We start from the raw sequence: 16,019 nt of genomic DNA on the forward strand, positions 1-16,019 counted from the left end.
TTTATCCCTTCACCGCTTTGCTTCTTGCCTTGCGTCGCTCCAGCATGTGCTGCCTTGCGGCACGCAGCGCTTGAACTGCGTCCTTATCCAGCTCAAGCATGCTTCCTAGCACGATCTGGTCAACCAGGTCTGTTGCTTCTTGTTTGTGGCCTTGGGCCAGCAGCTGGCGAACCGTATCTTTGATGGATCGCAATTCGTGTGTGTGGGCCTGCACCATGGTGATTGAAGGAACCGGAAGCACGTCGGCTTCTCGCGGTTCAACCTTCAAAATGCCACCACCGTAGGAACGCCCGATGATTTCTGCACCCAACATGGTCAGTGTATTTAGCGATGCCAACGGCAAGAGCTCACGGCCCAACTCACGCACATCGGCGCCGAGGTATACGCCGTGGATTGAGTTGATGTGGTGCACTCCGGCTTGGTTGGTTGTCAGCCGTGGTGTATCAGCATTCATGTACGTCATGAACAGGTCAGGAACCGAAAGCACTGGAACCCGCCACCACGGCGAGCGCACCCGGCATTTGTAAGCTTGGTCCACCGCCTCCAATTCACCACTGGCGATAAAGCTTTCACCAGCGGTGCTCGGGTTAGCTGCCGGCCTAAAGAGATAGGTTGCCGAACCGTGTTCGCCCAAGCGCTGCCACATCGCCTCGTCAAGTTCTAGGCCACGTAAGTGCCTGGAACCTGGTGGGGAGATACGAATCAAATCCTGCTCAGCCAAACCTAGTTCTTGGACTCGTTCACGGCTCAGGGTAAACCATTTGTTATTGCCGGTTACCGCTCCCAGTGAGGTTTCGCCCCACGCCTTGAGCGTGGACAAATGCCCGTGGGCCAAAGCGGAGGAAAGGATTGATTGGGCTTCGATGCCCACCAATGAGCCGGTCCAGCGCTCCGCTTTTTGTACCGGGGCATGCTGGGTTCCGGCGCCCAACTGCGCCAGGTCTTCAGCGTTGCGGAATTGATGCAGGTTGAAGTGAGCTGTGGGTCCTTGCTGATACCCCTCGGCCAGCAGCAGCACTACTTCTTCTTGCGCGTCAGCAAAAAGGCGCTGCTCAAAAACCACCAAATGTACGTTGGCAAAACGTTCGAGCAACATCTGGCGCACCGACCCGGCATAGTTCACAAACATCAGCTCAGCAGGCAACACAAACGCCATCCGGCCACCCTGAGCCAAGAAGCTGGTTGCATGAACCACAAAGGCCGCCCAGATGCTGGCCAGTTCGTTCAGTTCCACTCCGGCTTCTTTGGCCGCAGCTCTGGAACGCTGGCGGTCTACTCCGCGGTGCAGTTGGTATCTGACGTACGGCGGGTTGCCGATCACCACGTCAAAGTCGCTGGTGCCAGCTAGCTCAAAAAAGTTCGCCTGTGCGATCTGGGCATTGATCCCCTGCGCCCCAAGACGTACCCGAGCCTGTTTAACGGTTGGTTCGTGCAGTTCATAACCTACGAGCTGCGCCGATGCCCCGGTACCGGCCAGTTCTTTGTGGGCCGTTTCAAGGAATTGCGCCTCGCCGCAGGAGGGCTCCAGAATTCTGGTCCCGTGGCCCTCTAGCGCCCAGTGCGCCATAAATGCAGCCAAAGGTTCCGGGGTGAAGTAGGCACCGCGCGCATGGCGGGCGGTGGCCTGTTCTTTTGCTTCTTTACTCAACACGCATTGATCTTTCCATGGCGGCCAGACAGTTTGGCTGGACGCAAATGACCGAGATTTCTAGCCCTAGTGGGCGGCTTCGGTCTTACCCTTGTTTTTAAGCTTTCCGAATCCCAGAACGATAACCGTGACGATGCTGCCCAAAATAAAGCCAGCCACGCAGCACAGCGCAGTATTAACGCACCAGCCAAGCACCGCACCGGCAGCACCGGTTGCATGATGCACCTGCTCTTCGAGGTGGTGCACAAAGCCGTAGGGCGCATGCAAGCCAAGCTCATCCATGCCAACAAGAATCAGGTGTCCACCGACCCAAAGCATCGCGACCACGCCGACCTTGCCCAGCACGGACATGACAATAGGCATCCCCTTGACCAGGCTGCGGCCGATTTTCTGGGTGAGCTTGCGAGACTTAGCAGCCATATGCAGGCCGATGTCATCCATCTTCACAATGAGCCCGACCGCTCCGTAGACCACCACGGTCATCAGCACGGCCACGGTGATCAGGATCAGTGCTCGGGTGAGGATTGGCTCGTGAGCTACTTCGTTCAGCGAGATCACCAAGATTTCGGCGGAGAGCACCAGGTCGGTGCGTACTGCCGAACTGATAATGCTTTTTTCATCGCGTTCTTTGCCTTCTTCGCCTGAACCGTGGTGCTTGATCCAGCCAAGGGCTTCAAGAAGTTTCTCTGCACCTTCGAATACGAGGTAGGTGCCGCCGAGCATCAGGATGGGGGTCAATGCCCACGGTGCAAAGTACGAAAGCAAAAGTGCGACAGGCAGAATGAACAGCAACTTGTTGCGGATGGAACCCACCGCAATTTTCCAGATGATGGGTAGCTCGCGTTTGGGAGACAGGCCTTCCACATACTGTGGGGTGACCGCCGCGTCATCAACCACCACACCCATGGCCTTGGTGCTGGCTTTTGCGGCGCCGAGCGCGATGTCATCCATGGACGCCGCAGTGACTTTCACCAACGCAGCTACGTCGTCCAACAGTGCTACAAGGCCTCCGGCCATTTTTGGCTCCTTCAAAAGCTGAGCACTTGGCCCGTTGGCCCCGGCTCATGGATTGTGGTCTTGCAATAATTCTACCGGCGACAGCGATTTGCCTTCTGCAGGCTCGACGCGAGGAGCAGTGATAGCCCGATACAGAAAATCCTCGGAATCACCAGCAAATCTGCCGCCAATCCGAGGATCTAGTGGAGCCCCCTACCGGATTCGAACCGGTGACCTTCAGTTTACAAGGCACTTTCGCAAAACACTGATAATTTCGCGTGTACATGGGCGCTACTGGGGAGTAAGGAGTCTTGTTGGGTGACTAATACTTCCCCTAGATTCCCGGTTTTTCCCGCAGCCGCCTTTTGAAAAGGGCAAGTAAAAGTCACCCTGTCCGAGGGGTGTAGAGATCCGGGGCGCCTAAGCTCGGCTACGCCAGCCAGGCACTACTCCATCTAGCGCGACGTGCCGCCACCCGGCGATCTTCCCCTCTGCACGACGCTGGTGTTGCTTATGCAACCAGACGCCAAGCGCTCGCTCGTCTTCGGACGCGAAAGTCCTATACCGGGGCATCCCGCCATGCTGGTTGACGTAGGTTTCCAGCTGGGCGAGCTTGTCTTCCCACTGCCGATCAAGGCTTTCTTGGTGCCTGTCGCAGTTCCATCCGGTCAGTTCTTCCAGCAGAACGATCTTCGGGTAGGACATCTGCTGTCGCCTATAGGAACGCCGCTGCTCCAGAAGCCACCCATGCAAGGACGCCTCGGTTTTGTCGCCATTAGATTCAGGCAGCTTGCCGTAGTCGGCTACAAACTGCTTGACCTCAGCGAGCCTTGACCTCCATCTTGTGGACGGACGGTCCGGGCCTCGACCGGCAAATCGTACATTTGTGCCAGCTTCTTCGGCAGTTCGCCGTGCCCGAGCATACCCCAGGGCATCCCTGGAATCAGAGGCGACTGGGACAGCCTTTGGTACAAAACCACGCACGGAACCTACTCGGCCGATGTGGACATGGCGGCAGGCAGCAACAATCCAGTTGTAGCCAAAAAGTGCGGCAGCGCACCAAAGGCAGCAACATCGATTGCAAAGTTCTACAACAAGGTTGCCGGAACTTCGCTTGTGAACGCTGACGGAACAGGCAGAGGGGAATGCGTCAGCCTGGTTTCCCAGTACTTGCTGCAAGTGCGTGGCCTAAGAACCAACCATTGGGGACATGCAATCGCTTACAAGTCAGGTGGCACAGCTGGAAACAAGCTCAAGGCCGCAGGATTTGAGTGGCACACGGACAGGGATTTCAGGGATGGAGACATCCTAGTTTGGGGTCCGTACAAAAATATCGTGTCTAGCTACGGTCATGTGGGCGTGCGATACAACGGAAAAACCATGCAGCAGAATTGGTGGGATCAACGCTATGTGACTCTCAACGGGTTCGATGCTCGCGGTTTCCTGGGATACTGGCGCAAGTAGTTCTCTCTGAGACAAGAACCCGATGTTCGTAACATCGGGTTCTTTCTTGTTCCCACTTATTCGGCTTCTTCATTTACGCGCAAGCTGGATACGTGCAGAGTAACGCAGGCGGAGGGTGAATCGAGTCTAAATAACTCTTAAGGATGATTTAGTGTCTGCTCAGATATGGTTCATTGGTTATGGTCACATCCGCACCGACTTCGAAAGAAGACCATGATCAAAATAGTTACCGCTATAGCGGTTGCATCCGCACTTTCGCTCGGATCTGTACAATCCCCGCCAGAACCCGCAACTGAGGCAGCCGCCCCGACAGCTTCCACCACCCAAGAGCTCCAGGCGCAATATGCTGGATACAGCTCTGAAGAAATCGTCGAAGAAGGTCTGGCCGAAGAAGGCTTAGAGCTTGAACAAGTTGACGTCAGCACCGCGGGAATCGAAATTGAGGCAGAAGCAGCTGCTGCCAACGATCCATTCGAGTTCGCCCTTGAACTCGACGCTGGAAAAGCCAGTGGCGAAGTAACCTTCACCGACAAGATTGACGGTGAAATCGTCACCGAAACCTACGACATCGACATTCAGGAGTCTACTGTTGAGCGCACAGTTTTCACCCTAACGAACCCGAAGACTGGCGAAATCTACGAGCACGACTCAGCTGAAGCATCTTCTTCAGTTGCTTTCGTGATACCTCTTGCTTTTGGCGCAATCTCCATCAGCACTGCACTTTACTACCTTGCTGTCGGTGCCGCGATTGTGATTGGCGGAGCCCTTGCTCTTGAAGCAGGGAAGGCTATTTCCAAGATCATCAAGGAGAACAGCAGGAAGAGTAAGTCGAAGAAGCGCGATTACTACCCAGCGACGCTTAAGAGCAATAAAGTGTTCATCAGCGCGAAGGGGCTTACAAAGGCCCAGGCTGTAACTCGTGGCAAGAAGGGTAAGGGAAATGACGTTTGGGCTTTGTCCAAGAGCAAGGCGAAATCCTTAGCTGTCTCTATTAAGAACGGCAAATCGGCTGTTGGCCCTGAAATCAGTGGTGGAGGCAAGAAGGGATACATGTGGCACTACCATCCCAACAATCGGACACCTAGCGTTCACCTCTTCTACGGAAGCATGACCTAAGAAATAATCTGCACGAGGTATTGGTGTCGCTAGCTACTGTTGGCGGCACCAATCGTGTTTGAATTATGGAACTATGACTGACTACCAAGAACTCTTGCAGGCTGCTCGTGCACACTACGGGGTTGGCGCTGCTCCACGCGTGTCGGAAGCTGCAGCACTTCTCACCTCGTTAGGTGGCAAGACCTTCGACTACTCCAGGTTCGCCGGCAACCTCATCGATGAATACGTAGACTCGGCACGTGTAGTTGCAGCCTACGATATTTCCGACCCAGAGCTCCTTGCTTCCCGGTCATTGCCGGTTGAACGCGAAATGATGGAATGGCCTCCCGAAGAAGATGAAGACAGCTACGACGTTGTGTTCACTAAGGATGAAGAGTTGTGGAACGTCATTCAGGACGAGCTCGGTGGGATGAGGCGAGCAATTGTCTTGCTTGAGCATGCTGAAGGGGATGCAGGCGCTGTAGGCAACTTCCGTGTAGCTGGATTCGCACAGTGGCTAAGGGAGACGCTCTGGGCTGCTACCGGTGTCGTTCCGCGAGATCCAGGCTGGCCGGATGAGAGCGCCACTCTGTATGAGAAGGCTTTTGCGATGCAGGGACGGCCAGGTTGCGAACCAGACCCAATCGATTGACGAGTATTGTCGGGTCAATCCGAGACACTTTCCAAGCTGCTTGCATCACCAGTCGTGCCTTCGGCAAGGGCACGGCTGGTGCCGCAGTTATTTTCCTTGCGCAACTGCTCTCAGTGGTTTCCGCGGGAGCCCGTCACGTGCACCTAACTGGCAACCGTTTGGGTGTTTTCGTGCTGCTTCGTAACAGGCCGGTGCAGACTCTGCTGCGCTTGTGCTTGTTCCTTGTAGCGTTGTGCGTTCCAGCTTTACTGGCTCTAGCCGTCCGCTACCTGCACATTGGGAGTGCCTGGGTTCAAATTGCCGGATTCGGCATCAGCGCCTTGCTGATGATCTGGTTGGCTGCCGGCATGGCAATTGTGGCACGACAGGGAGAAGTCGCTCTGGACATCCGCGGACTACCCGAAGGTGACCTCTACATTCTTTCTTCTCTTGCTCAAATGCCAGGTTCAAGCTCAGGGGTGCTAGCAGATCTTCGCTCAGCTCTATTGGGCTTGCCGGCTAAATCCGTAGTGGCCTCTGTAGCTGCGGATGAAACCATGGCGGCGCGATACGAAAAGCTGGGGTTCACACGAGGAAGCGGGCTACAAGTTTTTCTTCAGCGGTAGCCCGCTCCCATGTGTTGCGGCTTAGCCGTCCAGCTGGCTGGACTCGAATTTGCTTGCATCCTTAATGCGTCCAGAAAGTATTCCTTCAACTATCTTTCTGGTCGTTTCAGAAGCTGCAATGGAAGATCCTGATTCTTCAACTACCTTGCCGTTGGATTTGGACACTGGAATGTCCACTCCTGCCTCTGTGAGGTCAGCTTTGTCGCAGGGGTTTTCCGTCCAGCATTCGCCGTTGGCGTCAGTTGCTGCAACTGAAAGCGCTGTGTCATAGCGTGCCGGGTAATCGGGGGCCAGAGATCTCACGTTGCCAGTTGCGGCGACAACGAATGCTCCGGCATCCTTGGCCGATTTCAGGGCTTTCTCAATTTCAGCGTGTGGACGCCTGACACCAAGGCTGATGTTGATGATTCGCGCGTTGTCCGCAACGGCGGCTTCAATAGCATTGGCTATGTCTGAGGCGCTTGGAGCGTCGCCAATGTCATATGAGTGCATCGTTAGGGACGCAGGGTCCAGTTGGGAGTCTGAATTTACACCCAAGATGGAGGACATCATCATGGTGCCGTGCTCGGAGGGTGTGTTTGCTCCGTGGTTCACGATGTCATACTTGGAAAATTGCGCGAGTGCAGTTTGTCCGCTGTCAATCAGCGCAATGTCTATGTGCGCGGGAGGCCGCTGGCATCCTGTAAGCATGAAGCTGGCACTCAGCAGCGCAACTGATATGGCAGCGTTTTTCTTCATCATCGAATGCAATAATCTACCTGTTCGGGTGCAACCATCGTGTAACGTCTGGTCAGAGTCGGTTGGTCGTGTGTTTCAAGTTCACCGTTTTTACAAGGTGTGTCGGTGAAAGTGGCACTGTTAGAACTCTAATGCACGCGATTGGGTGGGTGCTGAAACGAAACCCGGACCAGTTGTATTCGTACTGTGTGACAGCTCAGCTGCGAAAGAACCTGAGCTGGGCACCGAAAGGTGTTCTGCTTGCCGTTCACACCGAGGACGGGCTGGGTAGAAATCTCAACTTCACCCTTGGTGAGTATCCGATCCGCGTGAGACTAATTGACCTAACTGGCGATATATCCTCCATCCACGATTCGCTTGATGAGGCGCTGGAACACCTATAGCCTTGCAGCTTCCTTCTAGGTTGCAAGACGTATACGAAGTTTTTCCATGCTCGGCACAGAGCCGGCAGCAACTACAGATATTAGAAGTTCTGGCGTTAACATGTCTAGCGATTCCTGCAAGATTTTTCGTGTCATGCCAAAGGTTCCACCTAGAAACTGGTTCTGAAAGTCCTCGATTCGCCTGACAACGTCAGCAACAGGTTTCTTATTTGCCCTGTCTTCAGCTGCGTCTAGTGGCGCTCCGGCTCTCACTCTCGCTTGAGTCATCAATTCGTTTCCAAGAACTTTCCCGGCCAATCGGAGACGTTTGGCCTTATTGTTATCTCATTAATAACTTGTACAATGCGACACTCGCCTGAGGGGCTTGAGAATCCCGCGCAAACTCACGATGAGCTAAAGCAGCTCACTAACGGAGTTTGGTAACCTCGTATTCGCATGAAATCTTGGAAACGCATACTTTTGGTCAGCTAAGTCGCCCGCGATTGTATTCGCGTACAATCCTTCGACTGCACCAGTGTAGTCGGCAACATCTTCCGCCCGCTTAATATAATGTGCAATAGTCGTCGCTGGCTCGCATGTCGAAGCTGCTTTGAGGCGGACTCAATCCCTGCCACTTCAGCAATATGCATGGCCACAGCACGGCGAAGATCGTGTGGCGCTAGGTCCGGCATCGGCAAGTTTTTCGGGTACAGCTCGCTGATCCGGCGTAAAGACCGGCGGATCGAGGTGGGTGCCGCATAATTGCCTGTCCGGGTGGCAAAGACTGGGTCACTGGCAGCCTTCCACTTCGTGCGGCTATGCAGCTTGATCAGCATGCCTACCGTTTTGTCGGGCAAGGCTAGAGATCCGGTGGAGGACTCTGTTTTCGGATACCCTTGACGCGCCAGAGCACCATTCTCAACGAGGGTGCCCGTGATCTTCACACGCCGGTTCTGGAAATCAATGTCTTGCCAGCGCAGGGCCATGGCTTCACCGATGCGCATGCCCGTTGCCAGCAGCAGTTCCGTTACCCAGCGCACGCGCTCATCCATTCGCTTGGTCGTCGCACCTTGCTTGTCATCGAAGTACCATCCGAAAGCTGCACGCCAAGCAGTAAGGTCGTCCGAGGTCGGAGCATTGACAGGCGCGCGCCCCTTGGTTGGCAACTGTACCGCCTGAATGGGGTTTCCTGCGATGTGCCCGAGGCGCTGCGCGTCAGCAATTGCACGCATCAGTAGGTTCTTGGCCTGTTTTGCTGCGGCTGCGCCTTCCAGAGTTACTGGATCCACAAGGGCTTCAAGCTGCCTCTGCGCATATTGCACCGTCAGGTCTCCCAGTCGCACATCGCCAAGGACTTTGGTGGCTATGGCTGCCGATCGATTGTATTGTCGCATTGTGCCTTGAGTGACGTAGCGAGCTCCACGGACTTTGTGTTCCAGGTCCTGAATCTGCAAGGTGCTCAAGTAGTTTTCCACTGCTTGGGCAACGGTGGGTGCTTCTGCGCCCAGGGCAGCCCCGCTGTTCAGCAGATCTTTGTGCTTCAGCTTCAGTGAATTCTTAGCAGCGGCTCTCGTCTTGCCTTCGGCGCTCAGGCGCTTGGTAACGCCACCCGAATCACGGTAGCGGCTCCGTGCTTTGATCATTGATCGACCGTCGGCTCGGGTGACGGTCTTGTATGAGATCTCTCCCAGCTCGCCTGGTTCTAGTCGGCGGCGTCCCATTAGGCAGCCTCCTTCTCGAAGAGGTTGGCGACGTAGCTTTCGATTTCGCTGCGCAGGTACACGGCAGTGCGTCCGCACCTGCGGCTTCGTGGCCCGATGCCTGCGCTAGCCCAGTTGGCCAGTGTTTTGGGCGAAGTTCGCAGGATCAGTGCTGCTTCAGCTCGGGTGAGCAGCAGCTCGGTTTCAGGCGCCGTGAGGCTAATGATTTCTTCGGTCATACTTACCGGGTGTAGGTTAATATGCTTCCAGTTCACGCAAAATGCCCGAAACGGACCCTTGTTCGCTCAGGGCGGAAATTTCACGCCTGGAACGTCCATGAGTACGAGCCGGTCCAACCGCTGCGTGCGGGCTAATCGGTGTTCATTTCACCCGCTAAAAAGGCACCTTGATTTCAAAAGGACACCTAAACGACACCCTGCGCAACAAAGCGGTATCTGATTTAGATCGACCGACTGGACGTTAATAGAGAAAGTCCCCGGAAACACAGGCGAAAAACCATGTGCTCCGAGGATCTGTTCGAGCCCCCTACCGGATTCGAACCGGTGACCTTCAGTTTACAAGACAGACGCTCTGGCCAGCTGAGCTAAGGGGGCGTACCGGATAAGAATATCCGAAAACACCGGTGGACTGCGAATCGGGTGTTACCTCGATGCAACGCAAAGGGGAAGAAAGCCGTTTATGGCTTTCTTCCCCTTTATCGTGGTGCGAGATCAATATCGAATACTACCTGATCTCGCCAAGTTGTCTAGAGCAAACAGGGATTACTTGTTGGCCTTGATTGCTGCGTTGACCTCGGTTGGGAAGTCATCGGTACCCAGGACGAATTCCTTACCCTGGATGAAAATCGAAGGGGTTCCCTTAACACCGTCGTACTGACCTGCAGTGGTCGCGTACTTTACGAATGGACGGAACTTGTCGCTGTCGATGCAATCTTTCACCGATTCGTCAGCGCCGTTGTCGATCGCCATCTGAGCCAACTCGGAGTTCTTCATTTCGCCCTCTGGGTAGTGACCCCACAGTGCCTTGACGAACTTCATGTAGGCCGTTGGGCTCACGTCAGCAACACAAGCTAGGGCGTTGGCGCCACGTGAGGAGTAGTTGGTTGGAGATCCACCATCGAGGTAGCCAACGTTGCGGTACTCGATATTTACATCTCCGCTGGCCAACCAGTCATCGATCTGGTCCCCGTAGGTTGCTTCGAAGTCAGCACAGTGAACACAGTTGGCATCCACGTACATGGTGATATTGATCGGATCACCCTTCTTGGCCACGGTCAGATCTCGTGGCTCTGGGGTCTCCGGTGCCGTCTCAGGCTGCTTCAGTTCGTCGATCTTCACTTCTTCAGTGCTCTTCTTAGCGACCGTATCCGAGGAAGTGACAACAATGCCACCAGCAGCAGTTGCGCCCTGAGGCGTCGAACCAGCGTCTGCGACTTTGCCGTTGTTGTTGCGCACGATCAACGTAACTACTAGCGCAATCACCAAAATGACAGCAGCCAAAACTCCGAGCTTCACGATCAGCGATTTGCGCTTTTTAGCTGCCTCTTCGGTAACGCGAAGCTGAGCTGCTTTTTCGCGTGCACTCGCGTTGCGCTGCGCTTTTGTTGGGCGCGGATTATTTGTAGACATAAATTTGGTGGTTCCTCAGTCAGCGGAGAACGGTCATCTGGATCAAGCTTAGCCAATCCTTCAGGCAAATATCCTTGAATAGAGGAGATTGCTCGCCCTTCACAGGACTCACATAACTTCCGCATACAGCACCCAAAGCAGTATCAAACACTGTACTTGATCATTCAACCAAGTCACTTGGGGAACTGCTCGAGCATTATCTACGCCTCGCTACGCCACGTCACGAAACGTGCGTCACCTCACATAACTAACCAAACTTCAGTATGATTTTCATCAGACCGACTTTTCACTAGGGTCGTTACTAAGCACAATGAAAAACTGAATACATAGTCATTCACTCAGAACCGACGAGTCAGCACCATCAAGGTGCGCAGTTTGATCAAACCAGGAGGTTTAAAGTGGGTACCGCAGAACCAAACCACAACACCGAGCAGAATTACGACCTAGTGGTCGTAGCCAACCGACTACCCGTAGACCGGATCACCAATCCGGACGGGTCACAAGGTTTCAGACGTTCGCCCGGTGGTTTGGTCACCGCTTTAGCTCCCATCATGGCCGCCTCCGATGGAGCATGGGTCGGCTGGCATGGTGGAGTCGACGAAGAGTTAGATAGCTTCGACAAGGACAACATCCACCTGGCCCCAGTGCCACTAAGTGAAGACGATCTAACCCTTTACTATGAGGGCTTCTCCAACTCCACCCTTTGGCCGCTTTACCACGACGTCATCGTCCCGCCGGAGTACCACCGCACCTGGTGGGACCGCTACAAGAAAATCAATCAGCGGTTCGCCGACGCCGTGCTAAAAATTGCCGCGCCTAACGCCACCGTCTGGGTCCACGATTACCAGCTGCAGCTGGTCCCGCAGATGATCCGCGTTGCCCGCCCCGATTTGAAGATCGGCTTCTTCCTGCACATTCCGTTCCCGGCCGCTAGCCTCTTCTCACAGTTGCCTTGGCGTACACAGATCCTGCAGGGCCTCGCCGGAGCGGACCTCGTGGGTTTCCAACGCGAGACTGATGCGTCAAACTTCCTTCGTTGCCTGCGCCGTTTCACTGACTACTCAACCAAGGGCGACGTTGCTACCCCTTCAGCGAGCAATCAGATGCAGAACTTGTGCCGGGCCAAGGCACACCCGATCTCCATCGATACCGAGCAAATTGCCAAACTGTCCCGTGATCCGCAGATCATTGCCAGGGCCGCCCAGATCCGTAATGAACTGGGCAACCCGAAGACTGTCATTCTTGGCGTGGACCGACTCGACTACACCAAGGGCATCCGTCACCGGCTCAAGGCCTACGGCGAACTTTTAGCCGACGAACAATTGCGCGCAGGCGACGTGTGCCTAATTCAGGTAGCCAGCCCCAGCCGCGAAAACGTGGACACCTACATGGAGTTACGTGATCAGGTGGAGCTCATGGTCGGTCAAATCACCGGTCAGCATGACACCCTGAGCCACACCACGCTGCGCTACTTGCACCAGTCCTACCCGTTGCGCGAAATGATCGCGATGTATCTGGCCGCCGACGTTCTGCTCGTGACCGCGCTGCGCGACGGTATGAACTTGGTTGCCAAGGAATACGTCGCAGCGCATCAAGATGGCCGCGGTGTGCTGGTGCTCTCCGAATACACCGGCGCCGCAGACCAGCTCACGCAGGCTGTTCTGGTGAACCCTCACGACATCGACGGCATGAAGGACAAGATCATCGCCGCGGTGAAAATGAACGAGGCCGAACAGGAAAAGCGGATGCGTCGCATGAACCGACACCTAAAGGTTAATGACGTAACCCGCTGGTCCGAGGTGTTCCTCGCCGAGCTCGCCGAAATCAGCGCCACCACCTCTGCCAATGCCGGCACCCGCTAATCCGGAGTTAGCTCCGGTGAACACAGGAACGAACTTGACCTTGCCTGAGATCGACAACGACCTGCGCGCAGCGCTGGCAGCGTTTGCCGCCCATGAACGCGTCCTTGTGGCGTTGGACTTCGACGGAACCATGTCTCCGCTGGTAGACCGGCCCGAAGATGCCCGCCCATTGCCCGACTCTGCGCTAGCTTTCCAGAGCCTTAGCCAGCGCCCCGGGATCTACGCAGCTTTGGTTTCTGGACGCAATCTTGCCTCCCTCGCGGCCGTGTATCCAGAACCGGTGCCCGAGATCTGCATTGGTTCCCATGGCGCAGAACGGCGCGTGCCTCAAGAATTCAGCGCGGACTGGGAGGAGCAACCGCTTAGCGCCGTGCAACTAGATCGGCTGAAGCAGCTGAGCACTGCGCTAGAGACGATCGCCCAAATGCACAAGGACGTCACCTTGGAATATAAGCCCTCGGCAACGGTTCTCCATGTGCGTCGCGCACAGCCCGAGGTGGGCATTGCTGCGATTGCAGAAGCCAAGTTGGCCTTGAGTTCGATCCCCGGGGTCAAGCTCCTTGAGGGCAAATCTGTCTTGGAAGCTTCAGTGCATCAGGGCGATAAAGGCGAGAGCTTAACGTGGCTTCGAGAATTGTTACACGTCGACGCCGTGCTCTTTGTGGGTGATGATGTGACCGACGAAAACGGGTTTAGGGTTCTGACGTCCAGTGATCTCGGCATTAAGGTCGGTCCAGGCGAAACATTGGCCCGACATCGTATAGCCACGCCCCAAGATTTGCCACATCTTTTGCAAATTCTGATTTCCATGCGAAACTAAAGTGTCCTAACTCACTTTCACTATGGATCGTCGGGCACGTACCTGCCCGTGAAAGGATTGTCATCATGGCAACTGTGACCTTTGATAAGGCCACCCGTATCTACCCAGGCGCGCTAGTTCCCTCAGTAGATGCAATCGACCTCGAAATCCAAGACGGGGAATTCCTCGTACTCGTTGGCCCTTCAGGCTGCGGTAAGTCGACCACCCTGCGCATGCTTGCAGGACTGGAAGAAGTGGATTCGGGTCGGATTCTCATCGGCGATAAGGACGTTACCAACGTTCCGCCCAAGGACCGCGACATCGCAATGGTTTTCCAGAACTATGCGTTGTACCCACATATGACCGTCGCTGAAAACATGGGCTTTGCCCTGAAGATCGCCGGTGTGGACAAGGAAGAGCGCAACCGTCGCGTGCTTGAAGCGGCGAAGCTTCTGGACCTTGAGCAGTACTTGACCCGTAAGCCAAAGGCACTCTCCGGTGGTCAGCGTCAGCGTGTGGCCATGGGCCGAGCTATCGTTCGTTCACCGCAGGTGTTCTTGATGGATGAGCCGCTGTCTAACTTGGACGCCAAGTTGCGTGTACAGACTCGTACACAGATTGCTTCTTTGACTCGACGCCTCGGCGTTACGACCGTATACGTGACTCACGATCAGGTGGAAGCCTTGACCATGGGTGACCGCGTTGCGGTTCTCAAGGACGGCGAACTGCAGCAGGTTGGCACTCCTCGCGAACTCTACGACCGCCCACGCAACGTTTTTGTTGCTGGTTTCATTGGCTCTCCTGCAATGAACTTGGTCAAGTTGGAGGCCGTAAACGGACAGGTTGCTTTTGGCAACGCGCTGATCCAGGTTGCCGGTGCAAACGGTGGCACCACCTTGGGCTTCCGTCCCGAAGACATCGACATTGTCGGCGCCGGCGAGGGCGTGGAGATCATCGTGGACGTTGTTGAAGAGCTCGGCGCTGACGCGTACATCTACGGTTCGGCAGAACTTGCTGGCGAAACGCAGATCGTCGTGGTTCGTGTTGATGGACGTACTCCCCCAGCACGTGGGCAGCGACTAAATATCGCTCCACGTCTGCAGCACATCCACCTCTTTGATACCGAGAGTGGCGCTCGTCTAGACGAAGCCTAAAGAATCAGAAAAGCAGGCGGTAAGAAAGGAAACTTTCTTACCGCCTGCTTTTCTTTTGGGCAAAGAACCCAAGTTAAACATCGAAGGCCCCGAATCAAATTCGGGGCCTTCGGCAAATTATGCCCGGCGATGACCTACTCTCCCACACCCTCCCGAGTGCAGTACCATCGGCGCTGTGGGTCTTAGCTTCCGGGTTCGGTATGGGACCGGGCGTTTCCCCCACGCTATGATCGCCGTAACTCTATACCTCATGGCGAACCATGGGAAAACTACGGTGTCATCCGCGATTGCGACAACTCCACAACTATATCAGCCGGTTTGCCGCAGTACCAATTCAAGGCCGTCCTGGCTTGGTGGCCTTGACCACAGGACGGCGCAGGCATCTTGTTCACACTTCATCGAACGGACGCCCTCCACGCAGCCAAGCTACGCGGACAGCCCGAGAATCACGAACTAGCAGCACGCATCATTTAGATCCGGAGCGACCATAGCGGCTCTGGAGTCTAGCTGTAGTGCCGTACTACAAACGTGGTGACAGGCGGGCCAGACTACGGCTGCCCAGAGGCTCCTGCGGCGATTGGCAAGCTGATACGAACAGCGTTAGCCAGACATGCGTTCCACCTCGCGACACCTATGGCATCCGTCAGGCTCCTACGCCTCAGTGAAACCCACCAGAGGGCAGCTCTCACGCATGGCGGCGTAGCCTCGCTATGATAGGTGCAGCCAGGAAAGGTACGCAAGCCACTCCAAGTGCTGCTCACGCCAACAACGAAAGAGTAACGGCATCGATTCTTCAAGAAGGTACTAGCCAGCTCAATTGCTCTTAGAGAAGAAGTCGACTCTACCGAAGGGCTGATTTAGCTAAGTACCGTGCGCAGTACCGGCCAGCCTCGTGCGCCGAAACCAGCAAGGTCCTGGCATGTGGGTGCATCCAACATCTCTGCTCGTGTACAGCCTGCCTGCATGGATCCCAGCAGAGGATAGATCGCAACAGGGACGATACCCACCTACTGCCTGTGCCGTCCTGGTCTGCAGTGGGTGCACGCCCCTCAGCCTCGGTCGGCTGCTGTAGCCGGAAGCCGTCACCAGTTCTTTAAACAGGAAAAAGGGGGTCGAGCTTCAGCTCAACCCCCTACCAACCAGCAATCAGCAACCAACCCACCGTTGGTGGTTAAACAGGTGAGGCCCCAACCAAAAGGTTAGGGCCTCAAACCAACATTCATCTTTATTAAGTTAAGTCCGGCGGTGACCTACTCTCCCACACCCTCACGAGTGCAGTACCATCGGCGCAGTGG

General features: G+C 55.3%; 15 protein-coding genes, 1 tRNA gene and 1 rRNA gene. 8 read left to right on the forward strand and 9 right to left on the reverse strand.

What is annotated here, in order from left to right; translation table 11 throughout:
• Position 1: 1 nt before the first annotated feature.
• The 3 genes from EYR88_RS13895 to EYR88_RS13905 form a co-directional block, all read right to left on the reverse strand.
• The gene (locus EYR88_RS13895) at positions 2 to 1,648 is read right to left on the reverse strand and encodes an N-6 DNA methylase (protein ID WP_131090388.1); all 1,647 of its coding nucleotides are present in this window, start codon (positions 1,646 to 1,648) and stop codon (positions 2 to 4) included.
• A 66-nt stretch (positions 1,649 to 1,714) separates the two neighbouring features.
• The gene (locus tag EYR88_RS13900) at positions 1,715 to 2,665 is read right to left on the reverse strand and encodes a DUF808 domain-containing protein (RefSeq protein WP_131090343.1); all 951 of its coding nucleotides are present in this window, start codon (positions 2,663 to 2,665) and stop codon (positions 1,715 to 1,717) included.
• A gap of 399 nt (positions 2,666 to 3,064) precedes the next feature.
• Positions 3,065 to 3,628: a helicase associated domain-containing protein gene (locus tag EYR88_RS13905; RefSeq protein WP_165477378.1), complete on the reverse strand. Its 564-nt coding sequence runs from the start codon at positions 3,626 to 3,628 to the stop codon at positions 3,065 to 3,067.
• 24 nt (positions 3,629 to 3,652) lie between these two features.
• Between EYR88_RS13905 and EYR88_RS16075 the strand changes: the two genes are divergently transcribed.
• The 4 genes from EYR88_RS16075 to EYR88_RS13920 all read left to right on the forward strand — a co-directional run bounded on the left by EYR88_RS16075 (position 3,653) and on the right by EYR88_RS13920 (position 6,460).
• Positions 3,653 to 4,108: a CHAP domain-containing protein gene (locus tag EYR88_RS16075; RefSeq protein WP_165477379.1), complete on the forward strand. Its 456-nt coding sequence runs from the start codon at positions 3,653 to 3,655 to the stop codon at positions 4,106 to 4,108.
• Between the two features lie 213 nt (positions 4,109 to 4,321).
• Entirely contained in the window at positions 4,322 to 5,224 is a 903-nt protein-coding gene (locus EYR88_RS13910) for a hypothetical protein (protein WP_131090345.1), read from the forward strand.
• 73 nt (positions 5,225 to 5,297) lie between these two features.
• Positions 5,298 to 5,855: a hypothetical protein gene (locus tag EYR88_RS13915; RefSeq protein ID WP_131090346.1), complete on the forward strand. Its 558-nt coding sequence runs from the start codon at positions 5,298 to 5,300 to the stop codon at positions 5,853 to 5,855.
• On the forward strand, positions 5,852 to 6,460 hold the full coding sequence (locus EYR88_RS13920; protein WP_131090347.1) for a hypothetical protein: 609 nt from the start codon (positions 5,852 to 5,854) through the stop codon (positions 6,458 to 6,460). The genes EYR88_RS13915 and EYR88_RS13920 overlap by 4 nt, the downstream gene beginning before the upstream one ends.
• A gap of 21 nt (positions 6,461 to 6,481) precedes the next feature.
• Here the strand turns inward: EYR88_RS13920 and EYR88_RS13925 are convergent, their stop codons facing one another.
• Positions 6,482 to 7,054: a S8 family serine peptidase gene (locus EYR88_RS13925; RefSeq protein WP_165477380.1), complete on the reverse strand. Its 573-nt coding sequence runs from the start codon at positions 7,052 to 7,054 to the stop codon at positions 6,482 to 6,484.
• Positions 7,055 to 7,386: 332 nt separating this feature from the next.
• Between EYR88_RS13925 and EYR88_RS13930 the strand changes: the two genes are divergently transcribed.
• Positions 7,387 to 7,581 carry a hypothetical protein gene (locus EYR88_RS13930; protein WP_131090349.1) on the forward strand — a complete coding sequence of 65 codons (195 nt, stop codon included), beginning with the start codon at positions 7,387 to 7,389 and terminating at the stop codon, positions 7,579 to 7,581.
• A gap of 467 nt (positions 7,582 to 8,048) precedes the next feature.
• On the opposite strand, the gene EYR88_RS13935 is transcribed toward EYR88_RS13930, so the two are convergent.
• The 4 genes from EYR88_RS13935 to EYR88_RS13950 all read right to left on the reverse strand — a co-directional run bounded on the left by EYR88_RS13935 (position 8,049) and on the right by EYR88_RS13950 (position 10,909).
• On the reverse strand, positions 8,049 to 9,281 hold the full coding sequence (locus EYR88_RS13935; protein ID WP_131090350.1) for a tyrosine-type recombinase/integrase: 1,233 nt from the start codon (positions 9,279 to 9,281) through the stop codon (positions 8,049 to 8,051).
• Positions 9,281 to 9,499, reverse strand: coding sequence for a helix-turn-helix domain-containing protein (locus EYR88_RS13940; protein WP_131090351.1), 219 nt, complete (start codon positions 9,497 to 9,499; stop codon positions 9,281 to 9,283). The genes EYR88_RS13935 and EYR88_RS13940 overlap by 1 nt, the downstream gene beginning before the upstream one ends.
• A 301-nt stretch (positions 9,500 to 9,800) precedes the next feature.
• Positions 9,801 to 9,874: transfer RNA gene (locus tag EYR88_RS13945), tRNA-Thr, on the reverse strand.
• Positions 9,875 to 10,042: 168 nt separating this feature from the next.
• Positions 10,043 to 10,909 carry a thioredoxin domain-containing protein gene (locus tag EYR88_RS13950; protein WP_131090352.1) on the reverse strand — a complete coding sequence of 289 codons (867 nt, stop codon included), beginning with the start codon at positions 10,907 to 10,909 and terminating at the stop codon, positions 10,043 to 10,045.
• Positions 10,910 to 11,307: 398 nt separating this feature from the next.
• Here EYR88_RS13950 and EYR88_RS13955 point away from each other — a divergent pair, with 398 nt between their 5' ends.
• From EYR88_RS13955 to ugpC, 3 genes are all read left to right on the forward strand, one after another.
• The gene (locus tag EYR88_RS13955; RefSeq protein ID WP_131090353.1) at positions 11,308 to 12,771 is read left to right on the forward strand and encodes a trehalose-6-phosphate synthase; all 1,464 of its coding nucleotides are present in this window, start codon (positions 11,308 to 11,310) and stop codon (positions 12,769 to 12,771) included.
• A 34-nt stretch (positions 12,772 to 12,805) separates the two neighbouring features.
• Complete coding sequence (gene otsB, locus EYR88_RS13960) at positions 12,806 to 13,591, forward strand: trehalose-phosphatase (protein WP_165477381.1); 786 nt, start codon at positions 12,806 to 12,808, stop codon at positions 13,589 to 13,591.
• A gap of 65 nt (positions 13,592 to 13,656) precedes the next feature.
• Entirely contained in the window at positions 13,657 to 14,724 is a 1,068-nt protein-coding gene (gene ugpC / locus EYR88_RS13965) for a sn-glycerol-3-phosphate ABC transporter ATP-binding protein UgpC (protein ID WP_131090355.1), read from the forward strand.
• Positions 14,725 to 14,845: 121 nt separating this feature from the next.
• Here ugpC and rrf read toward each other — a convergent pair.
• Positions 14,846 to 14,962 (reverse strand): 5S ribosomal RNA (gene rrf / locus EYR88_RS13970).
• Between the last annotated feature and the right edge of the window lie 1,057 nt (positions 14,963 to 16,019).

The organism is Arthrobacter sp. S41 (assembly GCF_004320535.1).
Classification (GTDB): domain Bacteria; phylum Actinomycetota; class Actinomycetes; order Actinomycetales; family Micrococcaceae; genus Glutamicibacter.

Coding starts and splice junctions, on each gene's coding strand:
- EYR88_RS13900 (WP_131090343.1), bottom strand. CDS start 2,665: ATGGCCGGAGGCCTTGTAGCACTGTTGGACGACGTAGCTGCGTTGGTG.
- EYR88_RS16075 (WP_165477379.1), top strand. CDS start 3,653: ATGGCGGCAGGCAGCAACAATCCAGTTGTAGCCAAAAAGTGCGGCAGC.
- EYR88_RS13910 (WP_131090345.1), top strand. CDS start 4,322: ATGATCAAAATAGTTACCGCTATAGCGGTTGCATCCGCACTTTCGCTC.
- EYR88_RS13915 (WP_131090346.1), top strand. CDS start 5,298: ATGACTGACTACCAAGAACTCTTGCAGGCTGCTCGTGCACACTACGGG.
- EYR88_RS13935 (WP_131090350.1), bottom strand. CDS start 9,281: ATGGGACGCCGCCGACTAGAACCAGGCGAGCTGGGAGAGATCTCATAC.
- EYR88_RS13940 (WP_131090351.1), bottom strand. CDS start 9,499: ATGACCGAAGAAATCATTAGCCTCACGGCGCCTGAAACCGAGCTGCTG.
- EYR88_RS13950 (WP_131090352.1), bottom strand. CDS start 10,909: ATGTCTACAAATAATCCGCGCCCAACAAAAGCGCAGCGCAACGCGAGT.
- ugpC (WP_131090355.1), top strand. CDS start 13,657: ATGGCAACTGTGACCTTTGATAAGGCCACCCGTATCTACCCAGGCGCG.